Genomic DNA, 22,120 nt, shown 5'->3' with positions numbered 1-22,120 from the left:
GAAGGGGCGGCAGACGCCGCCCGATTAATCAGTGCAGTCGGTCGTTATTCTCATGGGAGTGGCTACGGATGCCGGCAATGTCTACGGCGTCAAACACGTAGTTTGAGCCGCAATAGTCGCAGTGCATGTCGATTTTGCCATCTTCCGCGATGATCTCATCCACTTCTTCCTGCGGCAGCGTGGTCAGCACTTCGCCACAGCGTTCACGCGAGCAGGTGCACTTGTAGATCACCGGCTGCGGATCGTAGAGGGTAACCTCTTCCTGATGGTAGAGACGCCACAGCGCTTCATTAGCAGGCAGATCGATCAGCTCTTCCGTTTTGATGGTTTCGGTCAGTGTCGCCAGGTGTTCGAAGACCTCTTTCTCTGTATCCTGCGCTGGCAGTACCTGCAACAGAATACCGGCAGCGCCTTTGTCGCTGGTGCGGATAAACAGGCGCGTGGGCAACTGCTCGGAGCGCATAAAGTAATCTTCCAGGCACGCCGCCAGAGTGTCACCTTCCAGCCCGACCACGCCCTGATAACGTTCACCCTTTTCAGGGGAGATGGTGATCACCAGATAACCATTGCCGACCATGCTTTTCAGGGTGCTGTCATCCGGGATGTCGCCTTTGATACGTGCAACGCCGCGCAGCTCCTGATTATTGTTACCGTTGATCACTGCCAGCGACAGCGGACCGTCACCCTGCAACTGCACGGTGATTTCGCCATCGAACTTCAGCGTGGCGGTCAGCAGGCTGGTGGCGACCAGCATCTCACCCAGCAGCGTTTTAACCGGTGCCGGATAGTCGTGGTTCTTCACGGTTTCACGCCAGGTGTCAGAGACGTTCACCAGCTCGCCGCGCACGGCGGCATTTTCAAACAGATAACGGTGCAGTTGATCCTGGACTGACATATTTTTTCTCTCACTGGGACGGGGCGATGGTGCGTCAGCGAAGACGGCGTTATTCATCGCCCGATAATTTAAACTTCATCAAATCGCGACGCTCTTTTTTGTCTGGTCGCCGATCGGGATGCGGCATAGTCAGCGCATTCATCTTGCGCGCCTGCGCCATTTTTTCGCGTTTTTCAATGCTGGCATCGGTTTCACGATAGAGCTGCTGGGCCTCGCTGGCGGGACGGCGCTGCGCGGTGATGCCAGCCACTACTACGGTGCGTTCATCATTGCCCTGACGCAGTGTCAGTTCCGCATTCAGCTCTACCACTTTGCCGGGTTTGCTACGCTGGCCGTTGTAATGCACCTTGCCGCCTTCAATCATTTCCCGCGCCATCGCCCGGGTTTTGTAGAAGCGCGCGGCCCACAGCCACTTGTCGAGGCGGACCTCTTCGCTGCTTTTCTCTTTCATTGCTGCTCCTGACTCAGATCAGCGTCCGGTAATCGTCCGTGGCGCGGTGACGCTGAAAGATTTGCTCAGGACGACCCGAATCGGGGTTCTTCACGCCTAAGCACTCACCGATGCCCCATAGCTTCGCAGCATCCAGAATCACTTCGCTATCGTCGATAAACAGCGTGCGCGGCGCAGAAAAGCCGGTGTGCTGTTGTACCGCGTGCCATAAACGCGGGTCTTCTTTCGGATACCCAAAGGTATGGGTGGAAAGTAATAAATCAAGGTGCGGCGCTAAACCTGTCTGCGCCAGTTTGACGTCCAGATTGTAAGGATGCGCATTGGTCAGCAGAATCGTGGACTTTCCGGCGCGACGCAGGGCCTGCAAAAAAGGCAGCGTATCGTCACGCAGTGCGATCCGGCTGCGCATCGCCCAGGTCATGGCACGGATGTCCAGCGACAGCGCCTCTGCCCAGTAATCCAGACAATACCAGTTTAGCGTATGGGCAGCGGCCTGATACTTTTCCGTGATGATCGCGTCGGCTTCTGCCCGGCTGATGTCGCGTTGCTGGCTGAGCTGTTCAGGGACATGCTCCAGCCAGAAATAGCTATCGAATGCCAGATCCAGCAGCGTGCCATCCATGTCGAGCAGCACGGTATCAATCTCAGACCAGTTGAGCATCGTAGTGTCAGACCCTGTAAAAAACCGGGCGACAGGGTAGCACAGAAGGGCAGGGCTCAGAATATCGAGCGCACGCTCTGCAAAGTGCCGAGGTTATGGTTGAAACACTTGTCGTAGTATTGCTGGATATCGATCATGCGCTGGCGATTACGGTGCATGCGGCGCAGCGCCAGCAGTCCGTTGATTACGCCGCAGGCCAGCAGCACCAGCAGCAGCAACACGGTGCCGAGATAGCGCCACTGCGCCATAGCATCCGGTTCATTGTGCAGCATGATGTGACGTGTGCCGTTGGCATCGGTCGAAATGCCAGTAATGATGCCGCTTGCGCTGAACGGCGTGTGCAGCAGCATGGCGGAAATACGTTGCAGCTCGCGCCACTGGGAGGGGGGATCGAGATCAAACAGCGATACGGAAGGCTGCGGCTGATTGACCAACTGGCGACCCTCGTCGCTGACGATCAGGAATCCCCCAGGTGGCGGGCTATTAAGGTTTTCTGCCGCCCGGCGTGTTTCGCGGAAAAAGAAGGTCGAGGTAGCGGTATTGACCAGATTTTCCAGGGCTTCCGCACTGACCGGCCGCAGCAGGACATTCATGCCGTTTAGCTGGCCGGAATCTGCCCGGCGCATCAGCGCTTCCCAGTCTTTGGCATTGCCCAGGTTCACCAGCGCATTTTTCAGGCGCATACAGTCCTGCGGCTGATTGCAGAGATCCTGCGTTTTCATCACCAGATCGGAAAAATCATCCAGCAGAATCATGCCTGACTTCTGAATCGCGGAGGCCAGTTGTGGATTGAGTTTGGGATCGGTATTGGTTTCCGGATGCAGCTGCTTTGTGGTGGTATCCAGCAGCGCCGCGGCTTTGTCGATGATGTCCGATTGTGGCTGCGGCAATGGCGTGGCGTTATTCCAGTAGACCGCCGAGCAGTCAAACGGCATATAGGCGTAACTGCGGTTGCTCTGGTAGTTGTCTGGCACGGAACACATGCCGGTGCCACTCACTTTGAGGTTGTCGCCAATATTCAGCGGCACGCTGCTGAGTTTATCGACGCTGCTGACCTCCAGACTGTCGGTGCCTCTGGCCCAGGCCAGACTGAGCTTAATCGGCATACCAAGCGGGATCCAGGTGACCAGCATGGTCAGCACCATCAGCGAACCACAGGCCAGCACCACGTTTTTTCGCCAGCGCTGGATAGGGAAATTTTTGACTTCATCCTGCAGCGACAGGAAACGTCCCTGACGCACGACCTGACGATTGAGGTAGATTTCCACATCGGTCACCTGACCGAGATCGTGTGCCACATAAGGCTGCCAGTGCGGAGGATAGGCGAGGTCAATAATCCCCAGTGTGATGTTGCTCTGCTCCTGGTTCGACTCACTGAACAGGCCCCAGCGCTTTGGCGCGCCGCGCAGGCAGTGGATATCACGTAGTCCGCGCTCACCCGGAATGCGATAGAGCAGCCACAGACTAGCCGCGATCGTGACTGCGCCGGTCAGGACCAGCCAGATCATCAGTGTGGTGGGCACTAACAGGCTGAAGAAGAAGAGTAAGAAGGCAAGGGAGATCATCACCGCTTCACGCGTGCCGTCTGGCCGCGAGAGGCGATATTCTTCCGCTGTCTCTTTACGCACCTGCAGCAGTTCGACGTTTTCCGTTTCTGCTTTGCGGATAGAGGCGTTAGTCGACACAGGGCGCATCAGTGTCGGCAGCGATTGCTGGTCGACGGCGTAATCCACCAGCGAGTGGCCATTCAGTGAGATCACCAGCGGAATGGACTGGGTGCGGATTAACTCAACGTAGTTTTCGTCAGTGATGTACTGTTCCCACAGCGGCGGCAGATGAACTTCAACTTCATCCAGGTAGTAGCGCCATTTATGGGGATCGTCAGTAGAGAGGCCATAGCGTGTAATGGCGCGGGTAACCGGATAGACATTGTTGCTCTGCGCCGTCAGTGTCAGACGTTCAGACGCGCTGCGCTTATCCGTAGTCAGTGTGGTACGGGGCTGCTTTTCCAGCGCGGCGACATATTTATCGACCGCCTCACGCTCCTGGGCAGAAAGTTTACGGCAGGGCGGACTGATGAATGGCAGCGGTTTCGCCAACGGCGGGCGATGCCGCATAGCGTACCAGAACCCAATACCTGCCAGGATTGAACAGGTCAGCACTATGGCCAGGATCATAAAGATTGTGCTCATGCTCTGCTCAATTCAGCCAAAATGCTGCCTTCACTTTAAACTTTCGCCTCCGGTTATGCTCACTATAAAAGAGGCATTCCGGAAGATTATATAACCCTGAGGAGTCAGGCACCCGATGAAATAGTGCCAGCGTATATCTGACTGGCATTTTTTAAACCCTGCCTTGTCCGAATGGTAACTGGCACAGACTGGATTAAATATCGGTATTATCTGAAACTTATCGCAGCATATTGACTAATGCAAATTTAGTCTTAACTGATAACCAAAGGCTGTTATTCAATCGCTGTAATCTATGCAACGATAACGACACTGTCTGACTGTCGCACAATTGCCTGTGGTTAGGTATGCTAATTCGCTCCAGATAGCCGGCGCAGAATAATTTGAGGCTGATATGAAAATTCCAAAAAAACCTGACATCCTCAATATCACCGCCGTGGCGCGTTCACGGTTATTCACTATTGAGTCGGTCGATCTGGCTTTCAGCAATGGGGCGCATCGCGTTTATGAGCGGATGAAGCCCTCTGAGCGTGAAGCGGTGATGATTGTGCCGATTATTGATGACCATCTGATCCTGATTCAGGAGTATGCCGTCGGACTGGAAACCTATGAGCTGGGTTTTCCGAAAGGGCTGATCGATGCAGGTGAAACCGTGAATGAAGCGGCAGTTCGCGAGCTGAAAGAAGAGGTCGGTTTTGGTGCCGATCAACTGACCACGCTGGGCAAACTCACCATGGCACCCTCCTACTTTTCCAGCAAAATGAACATTGTGGTGGCGGAAGGTCTCTACGCTGAAAAGCTGGAAGGCGATGAGCCGGAGCCGCTGATTGTCCACCGCTGGCCGCTGAGCGATATGATGTCGCTGCTGGATGAACCCGATTTCCGCGAGGCACGTAATGTCAGTGCGCTGTTTATGGCGCGCGAATGGCTGGTGAAGCAGGGGCGGCTGAGTTACTGAGCGAGCGCATAAGTAAGGAAACGCGCCTGTCAGCAGGCGCGTTTCGATTTTATTCTGCTCTTGCATTTTCCTGTATGGCTGATGCAGGCTTCAACAGGGGGGCGGTTAACAGATAAACCACGCATGCCACGAGAATCGAATTAAGTACCGGTACGCCGCGCTCAACCAACAGTCCGGTGGCTCCGCCCGCTGCACTGGCTATGAGCGCGGGCCAGCCGATAAGCTGAGACGTTGCCGGTAAGGAATTGCTGTTGCGGCTCAGCGCCAGCGTCTGGCGGTCAGTTTTCAGCACATAGTAGTCAATGATCATCACGCCCAGTACCGGCGGGAAGATGACCCCCAGAAGTTCCAGAAAATCGACAAAACGATCAAGAATCCCAAGAATTGAACAGAGTGTGCCGAGCATACCGAGCAGCAGCGTAATCACAGGATAACGCGGCTTATAGCCGGTTAAGCCTTCAATCGCATTGGCGATGCCCAGCGTTGACGAATAGAGATTCAGGTCGTTAATGCGCAGGGTAGAAAAGACCACAACCAGCAAACCCAGTGAGCTGGTAGTTTGCGTAATGATCGCGATGATGTCTGAGGTCTTCAGTTCTCTGGCAATCAGAATGGCCAGCCCATTAATCCCATATTCTCCCGCCAGAATGGTCAGCAGCGTAATGGCGAAGACATCTTTACCGTTACGTGAGAAACGCGTCAGGTCGGGCGTCATCAGACTGGCCAGGATTGCACCGCCAATTACCATGGTAATGGCGGCGCTCACGGTAATGGCCTGGCTGGCGATAACCGGCGGTGTGTGCTGGCCAGGCTGGCCGTGGAACGCGTGCCAGAAAATCCAGCCGATCAGTGCGATGAAGAGTGGAACCGCAATGCGTGCGGTAAAGCGCAGCGCCTTAAAGCCAAAGGTAACCAGTAACGTCAACACGGCCCCTGAAAGTGCTGCCGACTCTGAGAAGCTGAGTGTGCCGTTCAGGGCATAGCTCAGCGATCGGGCGAAAACGGCATTCTGAATGCCGAACCAGCCCAGCAGACTGACCGCGACCAGCAGACCAATGAACACTGAGCCGTGGCGACCAAAACCACACCAGCGAGCCAGCAGACTGCCCGGCAATCCCTCGCGCATTCCTGCATAGCCGAGCGCGAAGGTCAGCACGCCAAATAGCAGGCTGGCCAGCGTGATGGCAGTAAACGCCTCGCCTGGCGTCATACTGTTGCCCAGAACCGCGCCAAGCATAAACTGATCCAGCGCAGTCAGCATGCCCATATGCACAATAGCGACGCTCAGCAGTGAGAGCCTTTTATTTGCAGGAACAGGGCTCAGAGGATAATCATCAAATTTACTCACAACAGGGTTTCCTTACCGGTTTATATATAAATAATGCCTGTGCGGAGAAACCGCTCTGGCAGATAATTCTCCAGTGACTCCGCACGACAGTAGTTCTCAAATTGTTGTAGCGAATGCACACCCGCTTTTTGATAAAGCATGGTGATGCGGTTACCGATAGTTTTTGCGCTGAGGTTATAGATGCGGGCGATCTCTTTCGCGCTGAAGCGTCGTAGCAGCAGGAAAATGACATCCAGCTCGGCGGGGGTAAACAGGGCGTGTTCCAGGCGCGTCGTCAGTACAGAGGATTTTCTGGGATCGATAAAGCTCATTGCCGTAAGGTTATCCACCGGACGTGCATTCCAGATACAGCCCAGCCACTGATTTTGATCGTCGAAAACAGGGTATTTTTCGCTGATAAAAGGGGTGAGGTAGTTGTTGCCATACCAGTAGTGGGTTTCAATCACGGCCACGCGACTGTTATTCAATTTTACCTGTTGATCGTGCTCGCAGAATTCATCGGCGCAATCACTCCAGGGGGTGGGAAACTCACTGTCTCTTTTTCCCTCAAATAAATAACCTTTCGGCGTAGCGGTATACTTTTTTGCAGCTTCATTCATATAAAGATGCTGCGATGCGGCATTCTTAAACCCCCAGGGTGTCGGTAATAAATCCATGGTGGTGGCGAATGCAGAAATGAATTCATCAATACTACGGTATGGGCTGTCCATAGCGCCTCGCTGAAAGCATTCAGATTATAATCTTTTTGCCAGATAATAACGGGCATAGCGCTGCGCATAGCCATCCTGTTCGCCATAGACGCGATAGCCCAGTTTTTCGTAAAAACCCCGTGCCTGGAAACTTAACGTGTCAACAACGGCCATATGGCAGCCGCGATTGCGCGCTTCCTCTTCCGCGGCCTGCATCAGCTGACGTCCGGAGCCATGCAGGCGCCAGGCATCCTCTATCCATAAATAATGAATATCCAGCGTGCCACACCAGGTATGGGCTAACAGGCCACCCTGGATATTTTTCTGTTCGTCATACAGGATAACATTCAGCGTTTTCATATTGATGTCAGCAAAGCGTCCATTGTGCTGCCAGAGTCGCTGAATAATATATTCTTCAGTTTCGGGGTCTTGCGTATGGCCCACTTTAATTTCCATATATAAAAGTATCCATAGGTGATTAAATCAAAATAGAGGTTTTCGAACTTTCCATTCTTATCATGATGGTAAGCGATGCGCAAGAGTTAATATCCCTCCTGTTATTGGGCGCAATAAATATTAAGCTGGTTATCGTTGTTCAGCGGACATGCCAATAATTATATTTGCTGGCACCAGGGAAGACTAAGCTAATCATAGCGATATAATAACGATATTCTTTTTTAGGTTCACTTTCTGAATCACTTCATACACATTGCTTTATATTATCTGACTGATTTAATGCCGATCGCTCAGGGTGATCGGCATTTTCCTCAGCAACAGATGATGATCTCTCTCCGGCTTTACCTTTCTTTTTTTCCCATCCCAGTTGACTGAGTCGCTCAGGCACGAAAAGCATCGCGTGTTTCATCATGATAAGCGGGCCAATAAAAAAGGCTGATCACGTCAGGTGACCAGCCTCAGATATTTCACATTGCAGATATCACATCAGAACAGCTCGTGACTCTCACCGTTATCCATAATGGTAGTCCCCACATCATGCACCGAATATTCGGTTGGCTGGGTGCCATTGATGAAGTACTCCTGACGGGTGTTGCCACCGCCATTGGCCAGCTTGCCGGTGCTGCGATCGATCGTCACAGTGACCACACCATCCGGCGGCGTTAACGGCTGTACCGGTACACCATCCAGCGCACTCTTCATGTACTCATCCCATGCCGGTTGTGCGCTCTTAGCGCCGCCTTCATAGCCCGAAATCTGATCGGGAATGGCACCGGAGAGCGTGCTGCGGCCCAGATTGCGGCGCGCATCATCAAAACCAATCCAGACTGAAGTCACCACGCCAGGGCCGTAACCCGAGAACCAGGCATCTTTCGAGCTGTTGGTGGTACCGGTTTTACCGCCGATATCATTACGCTTGAGGTCACGCCCGGCACGCCAGCCAGTTCCCATCCAGCCCGGTTCGCCAAAGATATTACTGTTCAGCGCGCTCTTAATCAGGAAGGTGAGTGGGGTATTAATCACGTGCGGCGCATATTGCTGCTCACCCTGCTGTGCCTGCGCCGGAACCTGCTCCAGTTCAGGCTGAGGAACGGCCTGATTCTGGTTGTTATTTGAGGCGGCAACGTTCTCGACGCTCTCTTCATTTAACGCCAGCGCTTTTTTGGTCTCACCGTAGATGACCGGCAGATTGCACTGTGGACAGGCGATCTTCGGTTTCTCTTCAAATACGGTGCCGCCCTGTTCGTTCTCAATTTTAGTAATGAAGTAAGGATCGACCAGGAAGCCGCCATTCGCCATCACGGAGTAGCCGCGCACCACCTGTAACGGTGTGAATGAGGCCGCACCTAATGCCAGCGACTCGGTGTGCACAATGTTCTGAGCCGGGAAACCAAAGCGCTGCAGATACTCTGCGGCGTAGTCCACACCCATCGCACGCATCGCACGTACCATGACGACGTTTTTCGACTGACCGAGTCCCTGACGCAGACGAATCGGACCATCATATGTCGGCGGGGAGTTCTTTGGACGCCAGTCAGCCCCGGCACCCGCATCCCAGCGGGAAATCGGCACATCGTTAAGGATGGAGGCGAGCGTCAGCCCGCGATCCATGGCGGCAGTATAGAGGAAAGGCTTGATGTTAGAACCGACCTGGCGCAGCGCCTGGGTCGCACGGTTAAACATGCTCTGGTTAAAGGCGAAACCGCCGACCAGCGCGCGCACCGCACCATCATTTGGATCCAGCGAGACCAGCGCCGAGTTCACATCCGGCACCTGGCCCAGCCACCAGTCATCACCCACTTTTCGCACCCAGATCTGCTGGCCAGCCTGCAGGACCTGCGTCACGCTTTTCGGCGTCGGGCCCTGTACGGTGTCAGACTTATAAGGACGTGCCCAGCGCACACCAGCCAGTGCCAGCGACACATTGCTGCCATCTTTCAGCATTACGGTCGCTTCATCGCTGCGTGCTTCTGTGACCACGGCCGGATGCAACGGTCCATAGACCGGCAGCGTCTTCAGCGCCTTCTCAATCTTTGTCTGATCCCAGGCAGGTTCACCCACTTTCCACAGCACGCTGGTCGGGCCGCGATAGCCATGACGCATATCGTAAGCCATAACGTTATTGCGCACCGAGGTCTGAGCGGCTTCCTGCAGACGGCGGGTGACAGTGGTGTAAACCTTGTAACCGTCAGTATAGGCATTGTCGCCGTAGCGTTTCACCATCTCCTGACGCACCATCTCGCTGAGATAGGGGGCAGAGAAGGCGATTTCCGGACCGTGATACTTCGCCACCAGCGGCGTATTCCGTGCCTCGTCATACTGCTGCTGCGTGATGTAATGCTGATCCAGCATACGCGCCAGTACCACGTTACGGCGCGACAGGGCGCGGCTCGGCGAGTACAGCGGGTTAAAGGTGGATGGCGCTTTTGGCAGACCGGCAATCATCGCCATCTCACTCAGCGACAACTGGTCAACCGGCTTACCAAAATAGACCTGTGCGGCGGCACCGACGCCATAAGCACGGTAGCCGAGGTAGATCTTATTCAGGTAAAGCTCAAGAATTTCATCTTTGTTCAGCAGTTGCTCAATGCGGATCGCCAGGAACGCTTCCTTTATTTTACGCATCAGGGTGCGTTCCGGGCTCAGGAAGAAGTTACGGGCCAGCTGCTGAGTGATAGTACTGGCACCTTGTGAGGCGTGACCGGAAACCAGCGCAATGCTGGCCGCACGGAAAATACCCACCGGGTCAACACCATGGTGCTCATAGAAACGGCTGTCTTCGGTCGCAATAAACGCTTTCACCATCACAGGTGGCACTTGCTGCAGAGTCAAAGGGATACGGCGCATTTCGCCATACTGGGCGATTAAATCGCCATCGGCGCTGTAAACCTGCATCGGGGTTTGCAGACGCACATCTTTCAGCGTGTTTACGTCGGGCAGCTGTGGCTCTATGTATTTGTATAAACCATAAATCGAGCCAGCTCCCAACAGGATGCAACACACTGCAAGGATCAATAAATACTTTACGAACTTCACCTGGAATTTCCCATCTCTTGTCGTTTGAGCAGTTTATAAACAACCGCGCGGTAGTATAAAGGCAAGCCAGACGCTTTGATATGTCCATCTTTCCCGGACGATAAGGAGATCGCGCACATGGCTTTTCATACCTGGCAAATTGGGCTGGATATTCAGAATAGGCAGATTTGTGCCCTGGCCCTCCAGCCTCATCGTGATGGCTGGCAGCTACGCCACTGGTGGCAGCAGCGGCTGCCGCAAGATACGTTAAGAAACGGCGTGCTGCAATCTTCGCCTGAATTACTGGCAGCCTTAACGGCCTGGCGTCAGCGGTTGCCGCGTCGTTACTCGCTGCGGGTCGCGCTGCCCACCCGGCTGGTCCTGCAGCGCCAGCTCCCGCTGCCTGTTCAGTCGCTCAATGAGCCTGCGCTGGGGCACTACGTGCAGGCGGCTGCGCGCCGTCTCTTTCCACTGGAGCCTGCTGCGCTGGCGCTGGATTACCGCATGGATGCACAGAGCGGCCAGCTCTGCGTCACGGCGGCCCGGCTGGAGATTATAGACCAGTGGGCAGCGCCACTGCTGCAGGCGGGATTAAAGCCGCAGGTGTTTGAACTGACTACCGAAGCGCTCAGGCGGTTAGCCCGCCAGGCTGCGTTGCAGGATGGCGCGGTGCTGGTCCTGCAGCAGGATAACCGCTGGCTCTGGAGCGATGTGCATACCGCGGCTGAGAACGGCGAAGCCACTTCGCTTGCGGCACTGCAGCAACAGGCCTTCCCCGACGCCCCTTCTGTCGCCTGGTGCTCAGCCGATAATTCTGCGCTGCCCGCTGACGCCCGCGCGTTTTCCCCCTTTGATCTGTTCCGTTATAAACAGCCGCCGTTACCGGAAATTCCGGGTGCCTTTGCGCTGGCGACCGGGCTGGCGCTGCGCGACGGAGATAAATGATGGTCGCCGTGAATCTGCTGCCGTGGCGGCAGTGCCGTCAGCAACAGCAGCGGCGACAGAGCCTTGTCGTGCTGTCACTGATGCTGAGTGCTGTTCTGGTGGGAATCATCCAGCAAAGCTGGCGCATCTATCAGGTGCGTGAGCAGGTGGCCCAGACGAGCAGGATGCAGCAGCAGGCACTGCAAAATCTGGACGTGCAGCTGGCGCAGCAGAAGACGTTACTGGCGCAGCTCGCGGTAGTGCAAAAACAGCAGGCGAAGCAGCGCCAGCAGGCTGTACAACTTGCTGCATGGCATCAGTTCTGGATCGATTTACCCGCGTTATTGCCCGACACCGCCTGGCTGACCCGGCTGGAGAAGCGCGACAATCGTCTCACGCTGGAGGGGCTGGCGCAGGATATGGCGGCGGTTCGGCAGTTCCGTGAGCAGTTAACCACCGTCGTTCTGTTTGGTCAGGTGAGGCAGGGCAGCGTTAAGCGTCAGGCTGATAGTCATTATCGCTTTTCACTGCGGGCAGAGGTGCAGGAGGTGGCTGATGAATGAGTGGTGGGATCGCTGGTGGCAGATGGCTGCACTTCCACGCTACGGCATGCTCGCCGCCCTCTCATCCGGCCTGCTACTGATCTCATGGGTATTATGGTTGCGGCCACAGCAGCAGGCGCTGATCGCTGAACAGCAGACACTGTTGCAGTTGAACCGTACCCTTCAGCAACGCCAGCAGCAGTGGCATCAGAATCCCGATAATGCACAGTTGCAGGCGCAGCTGCAGTCGATGCCGCTCACGAGATCTGCACCGGGCGCATCGGGCCGGGCAGTGGAAGCGATCCTGGCGGCACGACGTCATCAGCTCGAAGAGTGGCAGCCGGATTCTCCTTCACGCACGCTGACCCTGCATCTGCAGTGGCCGGCGTTTCAGTCACTTTTTGCTGAGCTTGCCGATACTTCCCTGCTGTTTCCGGTGCATTTCCAGCTGCTGGCGCAGCCGCAGCAGCTGGTGGCCCAACTCTGGCTGGAGCCTGACGATGCGCCATAACCTGCTGATTTTACTGCTGTGCTGTGGGGGTGTGCTGGCGCGTGATCCGTTCCGTCCTGTTGCCGGATCAGTTTGTGAGGCGCCTGCAGAGCCGCTTACCGGCTGGCGTCTGCAGGGGATCATTGGCCGTAAGACGCATTTTCATGCCTGGCTACTGAACCCGCAGGGAGAGAGCGTCGCAGTCCGTACAGGCAAGCCATTTCCCCTGCCGCCCTGGCAACTCGCTGATATGACCCGCCGCAGCATCTCCTTAACGGTATCGAATAGCTGCACTGCTCAACAGACTTCGTTTTATTTAAAAGGACGTTCGCATGAAAAGGATAGCCACTCTGCTGCTGCTCATAAACTGCCTGCTGCCGGTTTACGCCGCTGATGAGGAGCCTCTCAGCCTGACGTTTGATAACGCGCCGGTAGCGCGCATTTTGCAGGCGCTGGCTGACTATCAGCAGATCAACCTGATGATTGCGCCAGAAGTTGAAGGGGCGTTATCGCTGCGGCTCGATAACCTGCCGTGGCATCAGGCGCTGGAGCTGGTGGCGCGCATGGCAAAGCTGACGCTGATAGAACAGGGTAATGTCCTGCTGGTCTATCCGGAAAGCTGGCAACAGGAACAGCAGCAGACACGGCAGGCTGAGCAGCAGGCCCGATTGCTGCAGGAGCCTTTGCAGCAGCGCGCCGTGATATTGCGTTACGCCAGCGCCAGCGAGGTGCATGCCAGTCTGCTGAGTGAGCGGCAGTCGCTGATGAGTGAGCGCGGCAGCGTAACGGTCGACAAACGCACCAACGCCCTGTTACTGCGCGATACGGCGGCAGCGTTGAAAGAGACGGAGCGCTGGATACGGGCGCTGGACCTGCCACTGGAGCAGATCGAGCTATCGGCGCATATCGTCACCATCAGCGAAGAGCATCTGCAGGAGCTGGGTGTGAAGTGGGGATTGCAGGCGGGTGACGCCGCCGTGACTGACATCCTGCATCATCCCCGGCTGGATATTCCGCTGGCGGTCAGTTCGCCCGGCGTCAGCGTGGGTATGGCACTGGCGCGCATCGGCGGTCAGCTTCTGGACCTGGAATTAAGTGCGCTGGAGCAGGAGAACCAGATTGAAATCATCGCCAGTCCACGCCTCTTTACCTCACATCAACAGACCGCGTCGATTAAGCAGGGCACTGAGATTCCTTATGAAGTGTCGGCGGGAAACAGCGGAGCCACCAGTATTGAGTTCAAAGAAGCGGTGCTGGGCATGGAGGTGACACCGACGATTTCCGGGCATGGCCGCATCCAGCTGAAGATCCATATCAGTCAGAACATGCCGGGTCGCAGCATCAGAACCGGCGACAGCGACATATTATCCATTGATAAACAGGAAATTGAGACGCAGGTCACGGTCAGTGACGGGCAAACACTGGCGTTAGGGGGTATCTTTCAGCAGCAGCGCAGTCACGGAGAGAATAAGGTGCCGCTGCTGGGAAATGTGCCGCTGATTGGCGGGTTGTTTCGTCAGCAATCAGAGCAGCGCAAAAAAAGAGAGCTGGTGATCTTCATAACGCCGCGATTGGTCAGGGAAGCAGCGCTTACGGCTGGATAAAACGGAAAATGCGTCCCTTAAGGCCATCTGCGTTGACGCAGGAGAGGAATTAGCTTACAAGGTTTAGCGATTTTCAATACGGTGTAACCGTCTATGCAGGGTAAATCCCGGCAAACAGATCAGAAAACTCCTCTGTAAGCAGCGTTGTAAAGACGCAGCGCTGGCGCGTTACAGTTTCGCGAACACAGGCCAATTCAGAAATGGATGTGCTGAAGGCAATATAATCGGTTGCCAAACAGCCTTGAGTGTTGAGATAATTTTTCATCTGACTCTTGCTAACGCTCATGAGGTCTCAGTTCCTGTCCCGCCAGCAAATGCTGAACGCGGGGTATCATTAACGAATTCTTAGTAATACCGACAAAATGGCAGAGAAACGCAATATCTTTCTGGTTGGGCCGATGGGTGCCGGCAAAAGCACTATTGGCCGTCAGTTGGCTCAGCAACTCAACATGGAGTTCTTCGATTCCGATCAGGAAATTGAGCGACGCACCGGAGCGGATGTGGGCTGGGTTTTTGATGTCGAAGGCGAAGCTGGCTTTCGCGATCGCGAAGAAAAAATCATTAACGAACTGACCGAGAAGCAAGGCATCGTCCTGGCGACAGGCGGTGGTTCCGTCAAATCCCGGGAAACGCGTAATCGTCTCTCCGCCCGCGGTGTTGTGGTTTATCTTGAAACCACCATCGAGAAGCAACTGGCGCGCACCCAACGTGACAAAAAACGTCCGTTGCTGCAGGTGGATTCACCGCCGCGCGAAGTGCTTGAAGCGCTGGCTGGCGAACGCAACCCGCTCTACGAAGAGATCGCCGATGTCACCATTCGCACAGATGATCAGAGTGCGAAAGTGGTGGCGAATCAGATTATCCACATGTTGGAAAAAAGTTGATCCAACGTTCGAAGGCTTTTTAACAGGTATCGGGCATCATGGAGAAGATCACCGTCTCACTGGGGGAACGCAGTTACCCCATCACTATCGCCGCCGGACTGTTTAACGATCCGGCTTCTTTTTGGCCGCTGACCGCGGGCGAAAACGCCATGGTGGTGACAAACCAGACGCTGGCTCCGCTCTATCTTGACCAGCTGACAGCACGGCTGACGGCGGCAGGTGTAAAAGTGGATCAGGTGATCTTACCCGATGGCGAGCAATATAAGACGCTGACCGTGATGGATCAGGTCTTTACTGCGCTCCTGCAAAAGCCGCACGGCCGTGATACGACGCTTGTCGCCTTAGGCGGCGGCGTCATTGGCGATCTTACCGGTTTTGCTGCGGCCAGTTATCAGCGTGGCGTACGCTTTATTCAGGTACCGACCACCTTACTGTCGCAGGTTGATTCTTCGGTTGGCGGCAAAACGGCCGTTAACCATCCGCTGGGCAAAAACATGATCGGCGCGTTTTATCAACCCGCCTCGGTGGTGATTGATACGGCCTGTCTGAAGACGCTGCCCGCGCGCGAACTGGCGTCTGGTCTGGCGGAAGTCATAAAGTACGGCATCATCCTCGACGGTGCGTTCTTCGAGTGGCTGGAGCAGAATCTTGATGCGCTGTTGGCACTGGATGAACAGGCGCTGTCGTACTGCATTCGTCGCTGCTGTGAACTGAAAGCAGAGGTTGTAGCGGCTGATGAGCGTGAAAACGGTCAGCGGGCATTGCTTAATCTGGGCCATACTTTTGGTCATGCGATTGAAGCGCACATGGGCTACGGCAACTGGCTGCACGGTGAAGCGATTGCGGCGGGCATGGTGATGGCAGCACGTACGGCTGAACGTCTGGGACAGTTCCAGCCGCAGGAGACCGACCGCATTATTGCCCTGTTCCAGCGTGCCGGTTTGCCGGTGCATGGGCCGCAGGTGATGAGTGCAGAGATGTATCTGCCACACATGATGCGCGATAAAAAAGTTCTGGCGGGCGAACTGCGGCTGATACTCCCGCTGTCGATTGGCCGCTCTGAAGTGCGTGGTGGCGTGGCACATGATATGGTGCTGGCTGCAATTAACGATTGTCAGCAACCCTGAGATTAAGCAGTTGAGTGGTGACGCGGCGCGCAGGGTGCGCAGTGCGGAATGCCGCTTTACGGAGGAGCCAAAATGGATGAGTTTAAACCGGAAGACGAGTTAAAACCTGACGCCAGCGACCGCCGTCCCTCGCGCCCTCGTAAGTCGTCTACTGCGGCCAAAACACCGGTTTCGCGCCAGCGTATCATGATGGGTGTCGGGATCCTGGTTCTGCTGTTACTGGTGCTGGGGATTGGTTCGGCGCTGAATGGCCCGGATGAGAAAAAACCGGCCACGGCGGGCACAACCCCTGCCGCCAATGGCGGTTCCGGCAGCGAAAAGAATATTGACCTGGGCGGCTCCTCTTCCATGTCCGGTGGACAGACTCCTCCGTCAGATGCGCAGACTACCCCCGCCACCAGCGAAAATAACGCGGCGACCAGCGGTGATGCTGCCTCTAATCCGCAGCGCGACATCTCGATGCCGCCTGTGGCTTCAACGCCTACGCAGGCCGCACCGGTTGAGGCACCCGCAAATCAGCAGCGTGTCACGCTGCCGGGCGATCTGAACAGCGCGCTGACTAATCAGCAGCAGCAGGTTGACAGTGCCGCGATGGGCACGCAGAACGGCAGTTCACTGCCAACGGCGCCAGCAACGGTCAGCGGCAATGCCGGAACGGCTGCCAATCCTGTCACGGCACCTTCAGTCCGTCAGACACCGAACAAATCAAATACGGCTGCTCGTCCGGCGCACGATTCATCGCATAAAACAGCGTCGAAGCCAGTAACCCGTGACAGCAAAACGCATACCACGCCAGCGCGTACGCCAGTGAGTTCTGCGCCAGCTACCACGGCAGCGGGCAGCAATTCAGCCAGCAAATCACTGCCAGGGGGCAGTTATACTCTGCAGCTGAGCGGTGCATCAAAGCCGGAAAGCCTGAATGCCTGGGCTAAGCAACAGAATCTGAGTGGATATCACGTCTACAAAACCACCCGTAACGGTCAGTCGTGGTACGTGCTGGTGAGTGGCTCCTATGCCACACCGGCCGATGCCAAACGCGCTGTAGCATCGCTGCCTGCAGACGTGCGTGCGAAGAACCCGTGGGTAAAACCAGTCAGCCAGGTGAAGAAAGAAGCCAGCCAATAGCGGATGTGGGGCCAGGCTCTGGCCCCGTTTTAAGCGCAGATCTGCTGTCGGTCCAGCCACAGCCTCACAATAAGATGTAATAACCACGACAGCATGAAAAAAAATCGCGCTTTCCTGAAATGGGCAGGGGGAAAATTTCCCTTAGTAGAAGAGATCCATCGTCATCTGCCGCAAGGCGACTGTCTGGTTGAGCCATTTGTTGGCGCAGGTTCGGTGTTTCTGAACACTGAGTTTGATCGCTACCATCTGGCTGATATCAACAGTGACCTGATTAATCTCTACAATATTGTCAAAACGCGCACGGCGGATTTCATCCGTGACGCGCAGCTGCTGTTTACGCCGGAGGGTAACAACGAAATCTGTTATTACCAGCGGCGCACCGAATTTAATAGCAGCACCGACGCCTACCAGCGCGCGCTGCTGTTCCTCTATCTGAACCGTCACTGTTACAACGGCCTCTGCCGCTATAACCTGCGTGGTGAGTTCAACGTGCCGTTTGGCCGCTATCGCAAACCCTACTTTCCTGAAGCCGAATTGTTGTGGTTTGCCGAGCGTGCGCAAAAAGCGACGTTTGTCTGTGAATCGTACGATGTTACCCTGACCAGTGCCGGTAAAGGCTCGGTGGTCTATTGCGATCCGCCTTATGCACCGCTGTCGGCCACGGCCAATTTTACGGCTTATCACACCAACAGCTTCAGCCTGCGTGAGCAGGAGAATCTGGCGGCGTTAGCGGCACAGCTGGCTGCGTCGGAGCACCGGATTCCGGTACTGATTTCTAACCACGACACTGCGCTGACACGTTTATGGTATCAGGATGCAGTGTTACATGTGGTCAAAGCCCGGCGTTCTATCAGCCGGAGCATAGCCGGTCGCACCAAGGTCGACGAACTGCTGGCACTTTATCGCTAGTCTGTTTCGTCCGCGACCAACGCATTACGCCAGCCTAAGTGCTGGCGCACAACAGTGGGAGAATCGGATGAAACAATATTTGCTGGCCCCTTCAATCCTGTCGGCGGACTTTGCCCGCCTGGGCGAAGACACAGCCAAAGCGCTGGCGGCCGGAGGTGACGTGGTTCACTTCGACGTAATGGACAACCACTACGTCCCTAATCTGACCATGGGTCCGATGGTGCTGAAAGCACTGCGCGACTATGGCATCACTGCGCCTATCGACGTGCATCTGATGGTGAAACCAGTGGATGCGCTGATCCCGGAGTTTGCCAAAGCCGGTGCCACCTATATTACCTTTCATCCCGAAGCCAGCGAACACGTTGACCGTACTCTGCAACTGATCAAGGAGCATGGCTGTAAAGCGGGTATGGTCTTTAATCCGGCGACCCCGCTGAGCTACCTCGATTACGTCATGGATAAGCTGGATATCATTCTGCTGATGTCCGTGAACCCTGGTTTTGGCGGGCAGTCATTTATTCCCGGCACCCTGGATAAACTGCGGGAAGCACGCCGACGTATCGATCAGAGCGGCTACAACATTCGTCTTGAAGTGGATGGCGGCGTGAAGATCGACAATATCCGCGAGATTGCGGCTGCCGGTGCCGATATGTTTGTCGCGGGTTCTGCCATCTTCGGTCATCCTGACTATAAAAAAGTGATCGATGATATGCGCAATGAACTGGAGAAAGCCAATGGCTCATTTCACTGATATTCGTGCGCTGGCGTTTGATCTTGATGGCACGCTGGTGGATAGCGCGCCAGGCCTTGCCGATGCGATCGACCGCACGCTGAACGATCTCCGCCTGCCGCAGGCGGGCCTTGAGCGCGTCTCAACCTGGATTGGCAACGGTGCCGATATCATGATGGCCCGTGCGCTGACCTTTGCGCTGGGCCGTGAGCCGCAGCCGGAAGAGCAGCGCGATGCACGCGCGCTGTTTGACCGCCACTATGCCGACACTGTGGATGCGGGCAGCACGCTGTTCCCACAGGTGAAGCAGACGCTGGATGCCTTAAAGGCTTCCGGGCTGCCGATGGCGATTGTGACCAACAAGCCGACGCCGTTTGTGGCACCGCTGCTTGAATCGCTTGGTATTGCCGATGCGTTTTCGCTGATTATCGGTGGCGACGATGTACCGGTTAAAAAACCGCACCCTGCAGCGATCTTTATGGTGCTGGGCACCTTCGGCGTCCTGCCGAACGAGTTGCTGTTTGTTGGCGACTCACGCAATGATATCCAGGCGGCGCAGGCGGCAGGTGTACCCAACGTTGGTATGACCTTTGGCTATAACTATGGCGAGCCGATTGCGACCAGCCAGCCCGATTTAACCCTCGACTCTTTCGACGAACTTTTGCCCACACTGGGGCTGTAAATATCAGGATTTAAGTATGAAACCCATCGTTTTCAGCGGCGCACAGCCGTCCGGCGAACTGACCATTGGCAACTATATGGGAGCGCTGCGTCAGTGGGTGCAGATGCAGGATGATTTCCACTGCATTTACTGCATTGTTGATCTGCACGCGATCACCGTGCGTCAGGATCCTGCTGCATTGCGTAAAGCGACGCTGGATACGCTGGCGCTCTATCTGGCCTGTGGTATCGACCCGCAAAAAAGCACCATCTTTGTTCAGTCGCATGTGCCAGAGCATACGCAGTTGAGCTGGATCCTGAACTGCTACGCCTATTTCGGCGAACTGAGCCGTATGACGCAGTTCAAGGACAAATCAGCGCGTTACGAAGAGAACATTAACGCCGGTCTGTTCGACTACCCGGTTCTGATGGCGGCTGACATTCTGCTCTATCAGACCAATCAGGTGCCGGTCGGTGAAGATCAGAAGCAGCATCTGGAGCTGAGCCGCGATATCGCACATCGCTTCAATGCGATCTATGGCGATATCTTCAGGGTACCAGAGCCGTTCATTCCGAAGTCTGGCGCGCGCGTGATGTCGCTGCTGGAGCCGACCAAAAAAATGTCCAAGTCTGACGACAACCGCAACAACGTTATCGGCCTGCTGGAAGATCCAAAAGCGGTCGTGAAGAAGATCAAACGCGCCGTTACTGACTCTGAAGAGCCGCCAGTGGTGCGCTACGACATCAAAGAGAAAGCGGGCGTCTCTAACCTGCTGGATATTCTGTCGGGCGTGACTGGTAAAACCATCGCCGAGCTGGAGCAGGAGTTCGAAGGCAAGATGTATGGCCACCTGAAAGGCGCAGTAGCCGATGCGGTGTCAGGCATGCTTTCTGAGCTGCAGGAGCGTTATCACAGCTTCCGCAACGATGAAGCACTGCTGGAGCAGGTGATGCGTGATGGTGCGGCTAAAGCACGCGCACAGGCGCAGGAAACGCTGAAGAAGGTTTATGAAGCGGTAGGCTTTGTCGCGATGCCGTAATGGCTGAGCGGACAAACAGAACGGCGGGCGTTATGCCCGCCGTTTTTATTTGCCGATTCAGAACCAGCGCAGGCTATCGCGCAGACTCACTACGCTACCGATAATCATCAGGCTGGGACTGATCACCTGAGCGGCTAACGCTTCCAGTTCGTCCAGTCTCCCGGTGACCACGCGCTGACGCGTGCTGGTGCCGTTTTCCACCAGTGCTACCGGCATATCACTGCGCATTCCATGTTTTATCAGCTGCTGCTGAATTTCTCCGGCCTGGGCCAGCCCCATATAAAAGACCAGCGTCTGCTGCTCTGCCGCCAGCATCTGCCAGGCGAGCGTGCCGGATTTCTGCAGATGCCCGGTAACCAGTCTGACGCTCTGTGCATGATCGCGGTGGGTCAGCGGAATACCGCTGTAGGCCGCACAACCCGATGCCGCGGTGATCCCCGGCACCACGCTGAACGGAATCTTCAGCTGTGCCAGCGCTTCCAGCTCTTCACCGCCGCGACCAAAGATAAAGGGATCGCCGCCTTTCAGCCGCACCACCCGTTTTCCGCGTAGCGCCTGTTCGCAGAGCAGCTGATTGATCGCATCCTGCGGTACGCAGTGATGTCCGGCGCGTTTCCCGACAAAAATGCGTTCGGCATCACGGCGCACCAGATTCAGGATCTCATCGGAAACCAGCCGGTCATAGACGATGACATCCGCCTGCTGGATCAGCTGTAAACCTTTGAGGGTGAGTAATCCGGCATCGCCCGGACCGGCACCCACCAGCGCCACGTCACCCTGTTGCGAGAGGTCTGCGCTAAAAAGCGCGTCGGTAGTCTGTTCCGCGCGTTCACCGTCGCCGTTAGCCAGCGTCTGGGCCAGCCGTTCGCTGTTAAAGTAGCGCTCCCAGAAGTGACGGCGGGCATTGATGGAGCCGAATTGCTTTTTCACCCGTGCACGCAGGCCGCCGGCCCGCTGCGCCAGCTGGCCGAGATGCTGCGGCAGTATCGCCTCCAGCTTCTCCCGCAACAGACGCGCCAGCACCGGCGCGCGTCCGCCAGAAGAGACGGCAACCATCAGCGGGGAGCGGTCGATAATCGACGGCATAATCGCGCTGGCCTCCTGCGGCGCATCCACCAGATTGCAGAAGATCTGCTGTGTTTCGGCCGCTTCTGCCACCTGCTGATTGACCGCGTCATCACTGGTGGCGGCGACCACCAGCCAGCAGCCGGTGAGCCACCCAGGATCGAAAGGCCCTGGCAGCAGCGTGATGGCTTTCTGCTGCGCCCATTCCTGGAAGGTGGGGGAGAACTCACGGGCACCGACCCACAGCTCGGCACCGGCCTCCAGCAGCAGGCGCGCTTTCCGCTCAGCCACGTCACCCGCGCCGACCAGCAGGCAGCGACGGCCCTGCAGGCGGCAGAACAAGGGGAAGTAGTCCATC

General features: G+C 55.9%; 23 protein-coding genes. 13 read left to right on the top strand and 10 right to left on the bottom strand.

Annotated features, from left to right (window positions below; all coding sequences use genetic code 11):
* Positions 1 to 28 precede the first annotated feature (28 nt).
* Genes hslO through AC6I8J_RS17110 form a run of 4 tightly spaced genes read right to left on the bottom strand, consistent with a single transcriptional unit; the run spans position 29 to position 4,199 of the window.
* The gene (hslO, locus tag AC6I8J_RS17125; protein ID WP_150011098.1) at positions 29 to 895 is read right to left on the bottom strand and encodes an Hsp33 family molecular chaperone HslO; all 867 of its coding nucleotides are present in this window, start codon (positions 893 to 895) and stop codon (positions 29 to 31) included.
* A gap of 49 nt (positions 896 to 944) precedes the next feature.
* Complete coding sequence (hslR, locus tag AC6I8J_RS17120; protein WP_033734209.1) at positions 945 to 1,346, bottom strand: ribosome-associated heat shock protein Hsp15; 402 nt, start codon at positions 1,344 to 1,346, stop codon at positions 945 to 947.
* 13 nt (positions 1,347 to 1,359) lie between these two features.
* Positions 1,360 to 2,007 (bottom strand): GMP/IMP nucleotidase, encoded by a 648-nt coding sequence (gene yrfG, locus AC6I8J_RS17115; RefSeq protein WP_497825590.1) that lies wholly within the window; start codon positions 2,005 to 2,007, stop codon positions 1,360 to 1,362.
* A 56-nt stretch (positions 2,008 to 2,063) separates the two neighbouring features.
* The gene (locus AC6I8J_RS17110) at positions 2,064 to 4,199 is read right to left on the bottom strand and encodes an intracellular growth attenuator family protein (protein WP_161733690.1); all 2,136 of its coding nucleotides are present in this window, start codon (positions 4,197 to 4,199) and stop codon (positions 2,064 to 2,066) included.
* A 391-nt stretch (positions 4,200 to 4,590) separates the two neighbouring features.
* Here AC6I8J_RS17110 and nudE point away from each other — a divergent pair, with 391 nt between their 5' ends.
* Positions 4,591 to 5,154 carry an ADP compounds hydrolase NudE gene (gene nudE, locus AC6I8J_RS17105; RefSeq protein ID WP_161733689.1) on the top strand — a complete coding sequence of 188 codons (564 nt, stop codon included), beginning with the start codon at positions 4,591 to 4,593 and terminating at the stop codon, positions 5,152 to 5,154.
* Between the two features lie 49 nt (positions 5,155 to 5,203).
* On the opposite strand, the gene AC6I8J_RS17100 is transcribed toward nudE, so the two are convergent.
* From AC6I8J_RS17100 to mrcA, 4 genes are all read right to left on the bottom strand, one after another.
* Complete coding sequence (locus tag AC6I8J_RS17100; RefSeq protein WP_161733687.1) at positions 5,204 to 6,502, bottom strand: cytosine permease; 1,299 nt, start codon at positions 6,500 to 6,502, stop codon at positions 5,204 to 5,206.
* A gap of 20 nt (positions 6,503 to 6,522) precedes the next feature.
* On the bottom strand, positions 6,523 to 6,969 hold the full coding sequence (locus AC6I8J_RS17095; RefSeq protein ID WP_237566700.1) for a helix-turn-helix transcriptional regulator: 447 nt from the start codon (positions 6,967 to 6,969) through the stop codon (positions 6,523 to 6,525).
* A gap of 267 nt (positions 6,970 to 7,236) precedes the next feature.
* Positions 7,237 to 7,647, bottom strand: coding sequence for a GNAT family N-acetyltransferase (locus tag AC6I8J_RS17090; RefSeq protein ID WP_161733683.1), 411 nt, complete (start codon positions 7,645 to 7,647; stop codon positions 7,237 to 7,239).
* Positions 7,648 to 8,133: 486 nt separating this feature from the next.
* Positions 8,134 to 10,683, bottom strand: a complete 2,550-nt coding sequence (mrcA, locus tag AC6I8J_RS17085; protein WP_161733681.1) for a peptidoglycan glycosyltransferase/peptidoglycan DD-transpeptidase MrcA — start codon at positions 10,681 to 10,683, stop codon at positions 8,134 to 8,136.
* 117 nt (positions 10,684 to 10,800) lie between these two features.
* On the opposite strand from mrcA, the gene pilM reads away from it, so the two are divergent.
* Genes pilM through hofQ form a run of 5 tightly spaced genes read left to right on the top strand, consistent with a single transcriptional unit; the run spans position 10,801 to position 14,222 of the window.
* On the top strand, positions 10,801 to 11,607 hold the full coding sequence (gene pilM, locus AC6I8J_RS17080; protein WP_222924906.1) for a type IV pilus biogenesis protein PilM: 807 nt from the start codon (positions 10,801 to 10,803) through the stop codon (positions 11,605 to 11,607).
* Entirely contained in the window at positions 11,604 to 12,149 is a 546-nt protein-coding gene (locus AC6I8J_RS17075; RefSeq protein WP_253420251.1) for a PilN domain-containing protein, read from the top strand. Before pilM ends, AC6I8J_RS17075 begins: the two co-directional genes overlap by 4 nt.
* The gene (locus tag AC6I8J_RS17070) at positions 12,142 to 12,639 is read left to right on the top strand and encodes a HofO family protein (protein WP_497825589.1); all 498 of its coding nucleotides are present in this window, start codon (positions 12,142 to 12,144) and stop codon (positions 12,637 to 12,639) included. Before AC6I8J_RS17075 ends, AC6I8J_RS17070 begins: the two co-directional genes overlap by 8 nt.
* Positions 12,629 to 13,012: a HofP DNA utilization family protein gene (locus AC6I8J_RS17065; protein ID WP_161733675.1), complete on the top strand. Its 384-nt coding sequence runs from the start codon at positions 12,629 to 12,631 to the stop codon at positions 13,010 to 13,012. Before AC6I8J_RS17070 ends, AC6I8J_RS17065 begins: the two co-directional genes overlap by 11 nt.
* Complete coding sequence (gene hofQ, locus AC6I8J_RS17060; protein WP_253420245.1) at positions 12,951 to 14,222, top strand: DNA uptake porin HofQ; 1,272 nt, start codon at positions 12,951 to 12,953, stop codon at positions 14,220 to 14,222. The genes AC6I8J_RS17065 and hofQ overlap by 62 nt, the downstream gene beginning before the upstream one ends.
* A gap of 91 nt (positions 14,223 to 14,313) precedes the next feature.
* Here hofQ and AC6I8J_RS17055 read toward each other — a convergent pair whose 3' ends face one another.
* Positions 14,314 to 14,487, bottom strand: coding sequence for a hypothetical protein (locus tag AC6I8J_RS17055; protein WP_223811662.1), 174 nt, complete (start codon positions 14,485 to 14,487; stop codon positions 14,314 to 14,316).
* A gap of 97 nt (positions 14,488 to 14,584) precedes the next feature.
* Between AC6I8J_RS17055 and aroK the strand changes: the two genes are divergently transcribed.
* From aroK to trpS, 7 genes are all read left to right on the top strand, one after another.
* Positions 14,585 to 15,106 carry a shikimate kinase AroK gene (gene aroK, locus AC6I8J_RS17050; RefSeq protein WP_003852989.1) on the top strand — a complete coding sequence of 174 codons (522 nt, stop codon included), beginning with the start codon at positions 14,585 to 14,587 and terminating at the stop codon, positions 15,104 to 15,106.
* 38 nt (positions 15,107 to 15,144) lie between these two features.
* Positions 15,145 to 16,233 carry a 3-dehydroquinate synthase gene (aroB, locus tag AC6I8J_RS17045; RefSeq protein ID WP_222924909.1) on the top strand — a complete coding sequence of 363 codons (1,089 nt, stop codon included), beginning with the start codon at positions 15,145 to 15,147 and terminating at the stop codon, positions 16,231 to 16,233.
* A gap of 72 nt (positions 16,234 to 16,305) precedes the next feature.
* Positions 16,306 to 17,358, top strand: a complete 1,053-nt coding sequence (locus AC6I8J_RS17040) for an SPOR domain-containing protein (RefSeq protein ID WP_161733669.1) — start codon at positions 16,306 to 16,308, stop codon at positions 17,356 to 17,358.
* Between the two features lie 93 nt (positions 17,359 to 17,451).
* Positions 17,452 to 18,267, top strand: coding sequence for an adenine-specific DNA-methyltransferase (gene dam / locus AC6I8J_RS17035; protein ID WP_161733667.1), 816 nt, complete (start codon positions 17,452 to 17,454; stop codon positions 18,265 to 18,267).
* A gap of 67 nt (positions 18,268 to 18,334) precedes the next feature.
* Positions 18,335 to 19,018: a ribulose-phosphate 3-epimerase gene (gene rpe / locus AC6I8J_RS17030; protein WP_013359278.1), complete on the top strand. Its 684-nt coding sequence runs from the start codon at positions 18,335 to 18,337 to the stop codon at positions 19,016 to 19,018.
* A complete protein-coding gene (locus AC6I8J_RS17025) occupies positions 19,002 to 19,679 on the top strand; it encodes a phosphoglycolate phosphatase (protein ID WP_061063545.1) in 678 nt (225 codons plus the stop codon). Before rpe ends, AC6I8J_RS17025 begins: the two co-directional genes overlap by 17 nt.
* Positions 19,680 to 19,695: 16 nt before the next feature.
* On the top strand, positions 19,696 to 20,697 hold the full coding sequence (gene trpS / locus AC6I8J_RS17020) for a tryptophan--tRNA ligase (RefSeq protein ID WP_013359276.1): 1,002 nt from the start codon (positions 19,696 to 19,698) through the stop codon (positions 20,695 to 20,697).
* A gap of 57 nt (positions 20,698 to 20,754) precedes the next feature.
* Here trpS and cysG read toward each other — a convergent pair whose 3' ends face one another.
* Entirely contained in the window at positions 20,755 to 22,119 is a 1,365-nt protein-coding gene (gene cysG, locus AC6I8J_RS17015; RefSeq protein ID WP_497825588.1) for a siroheme synthase CysG, read from the bottom strand.
* Between the last annotated feature and the right edge of the window lies 1 nt (position 22,120).

This window comes from Pantoea sp. X-Soil-ISGK-355 (assembly GCF_059730805.1).
Note: the sequence above shows the minus strand (reverse complement) of the source record. Positions and strands in the feature narration are given on the sequence as shown.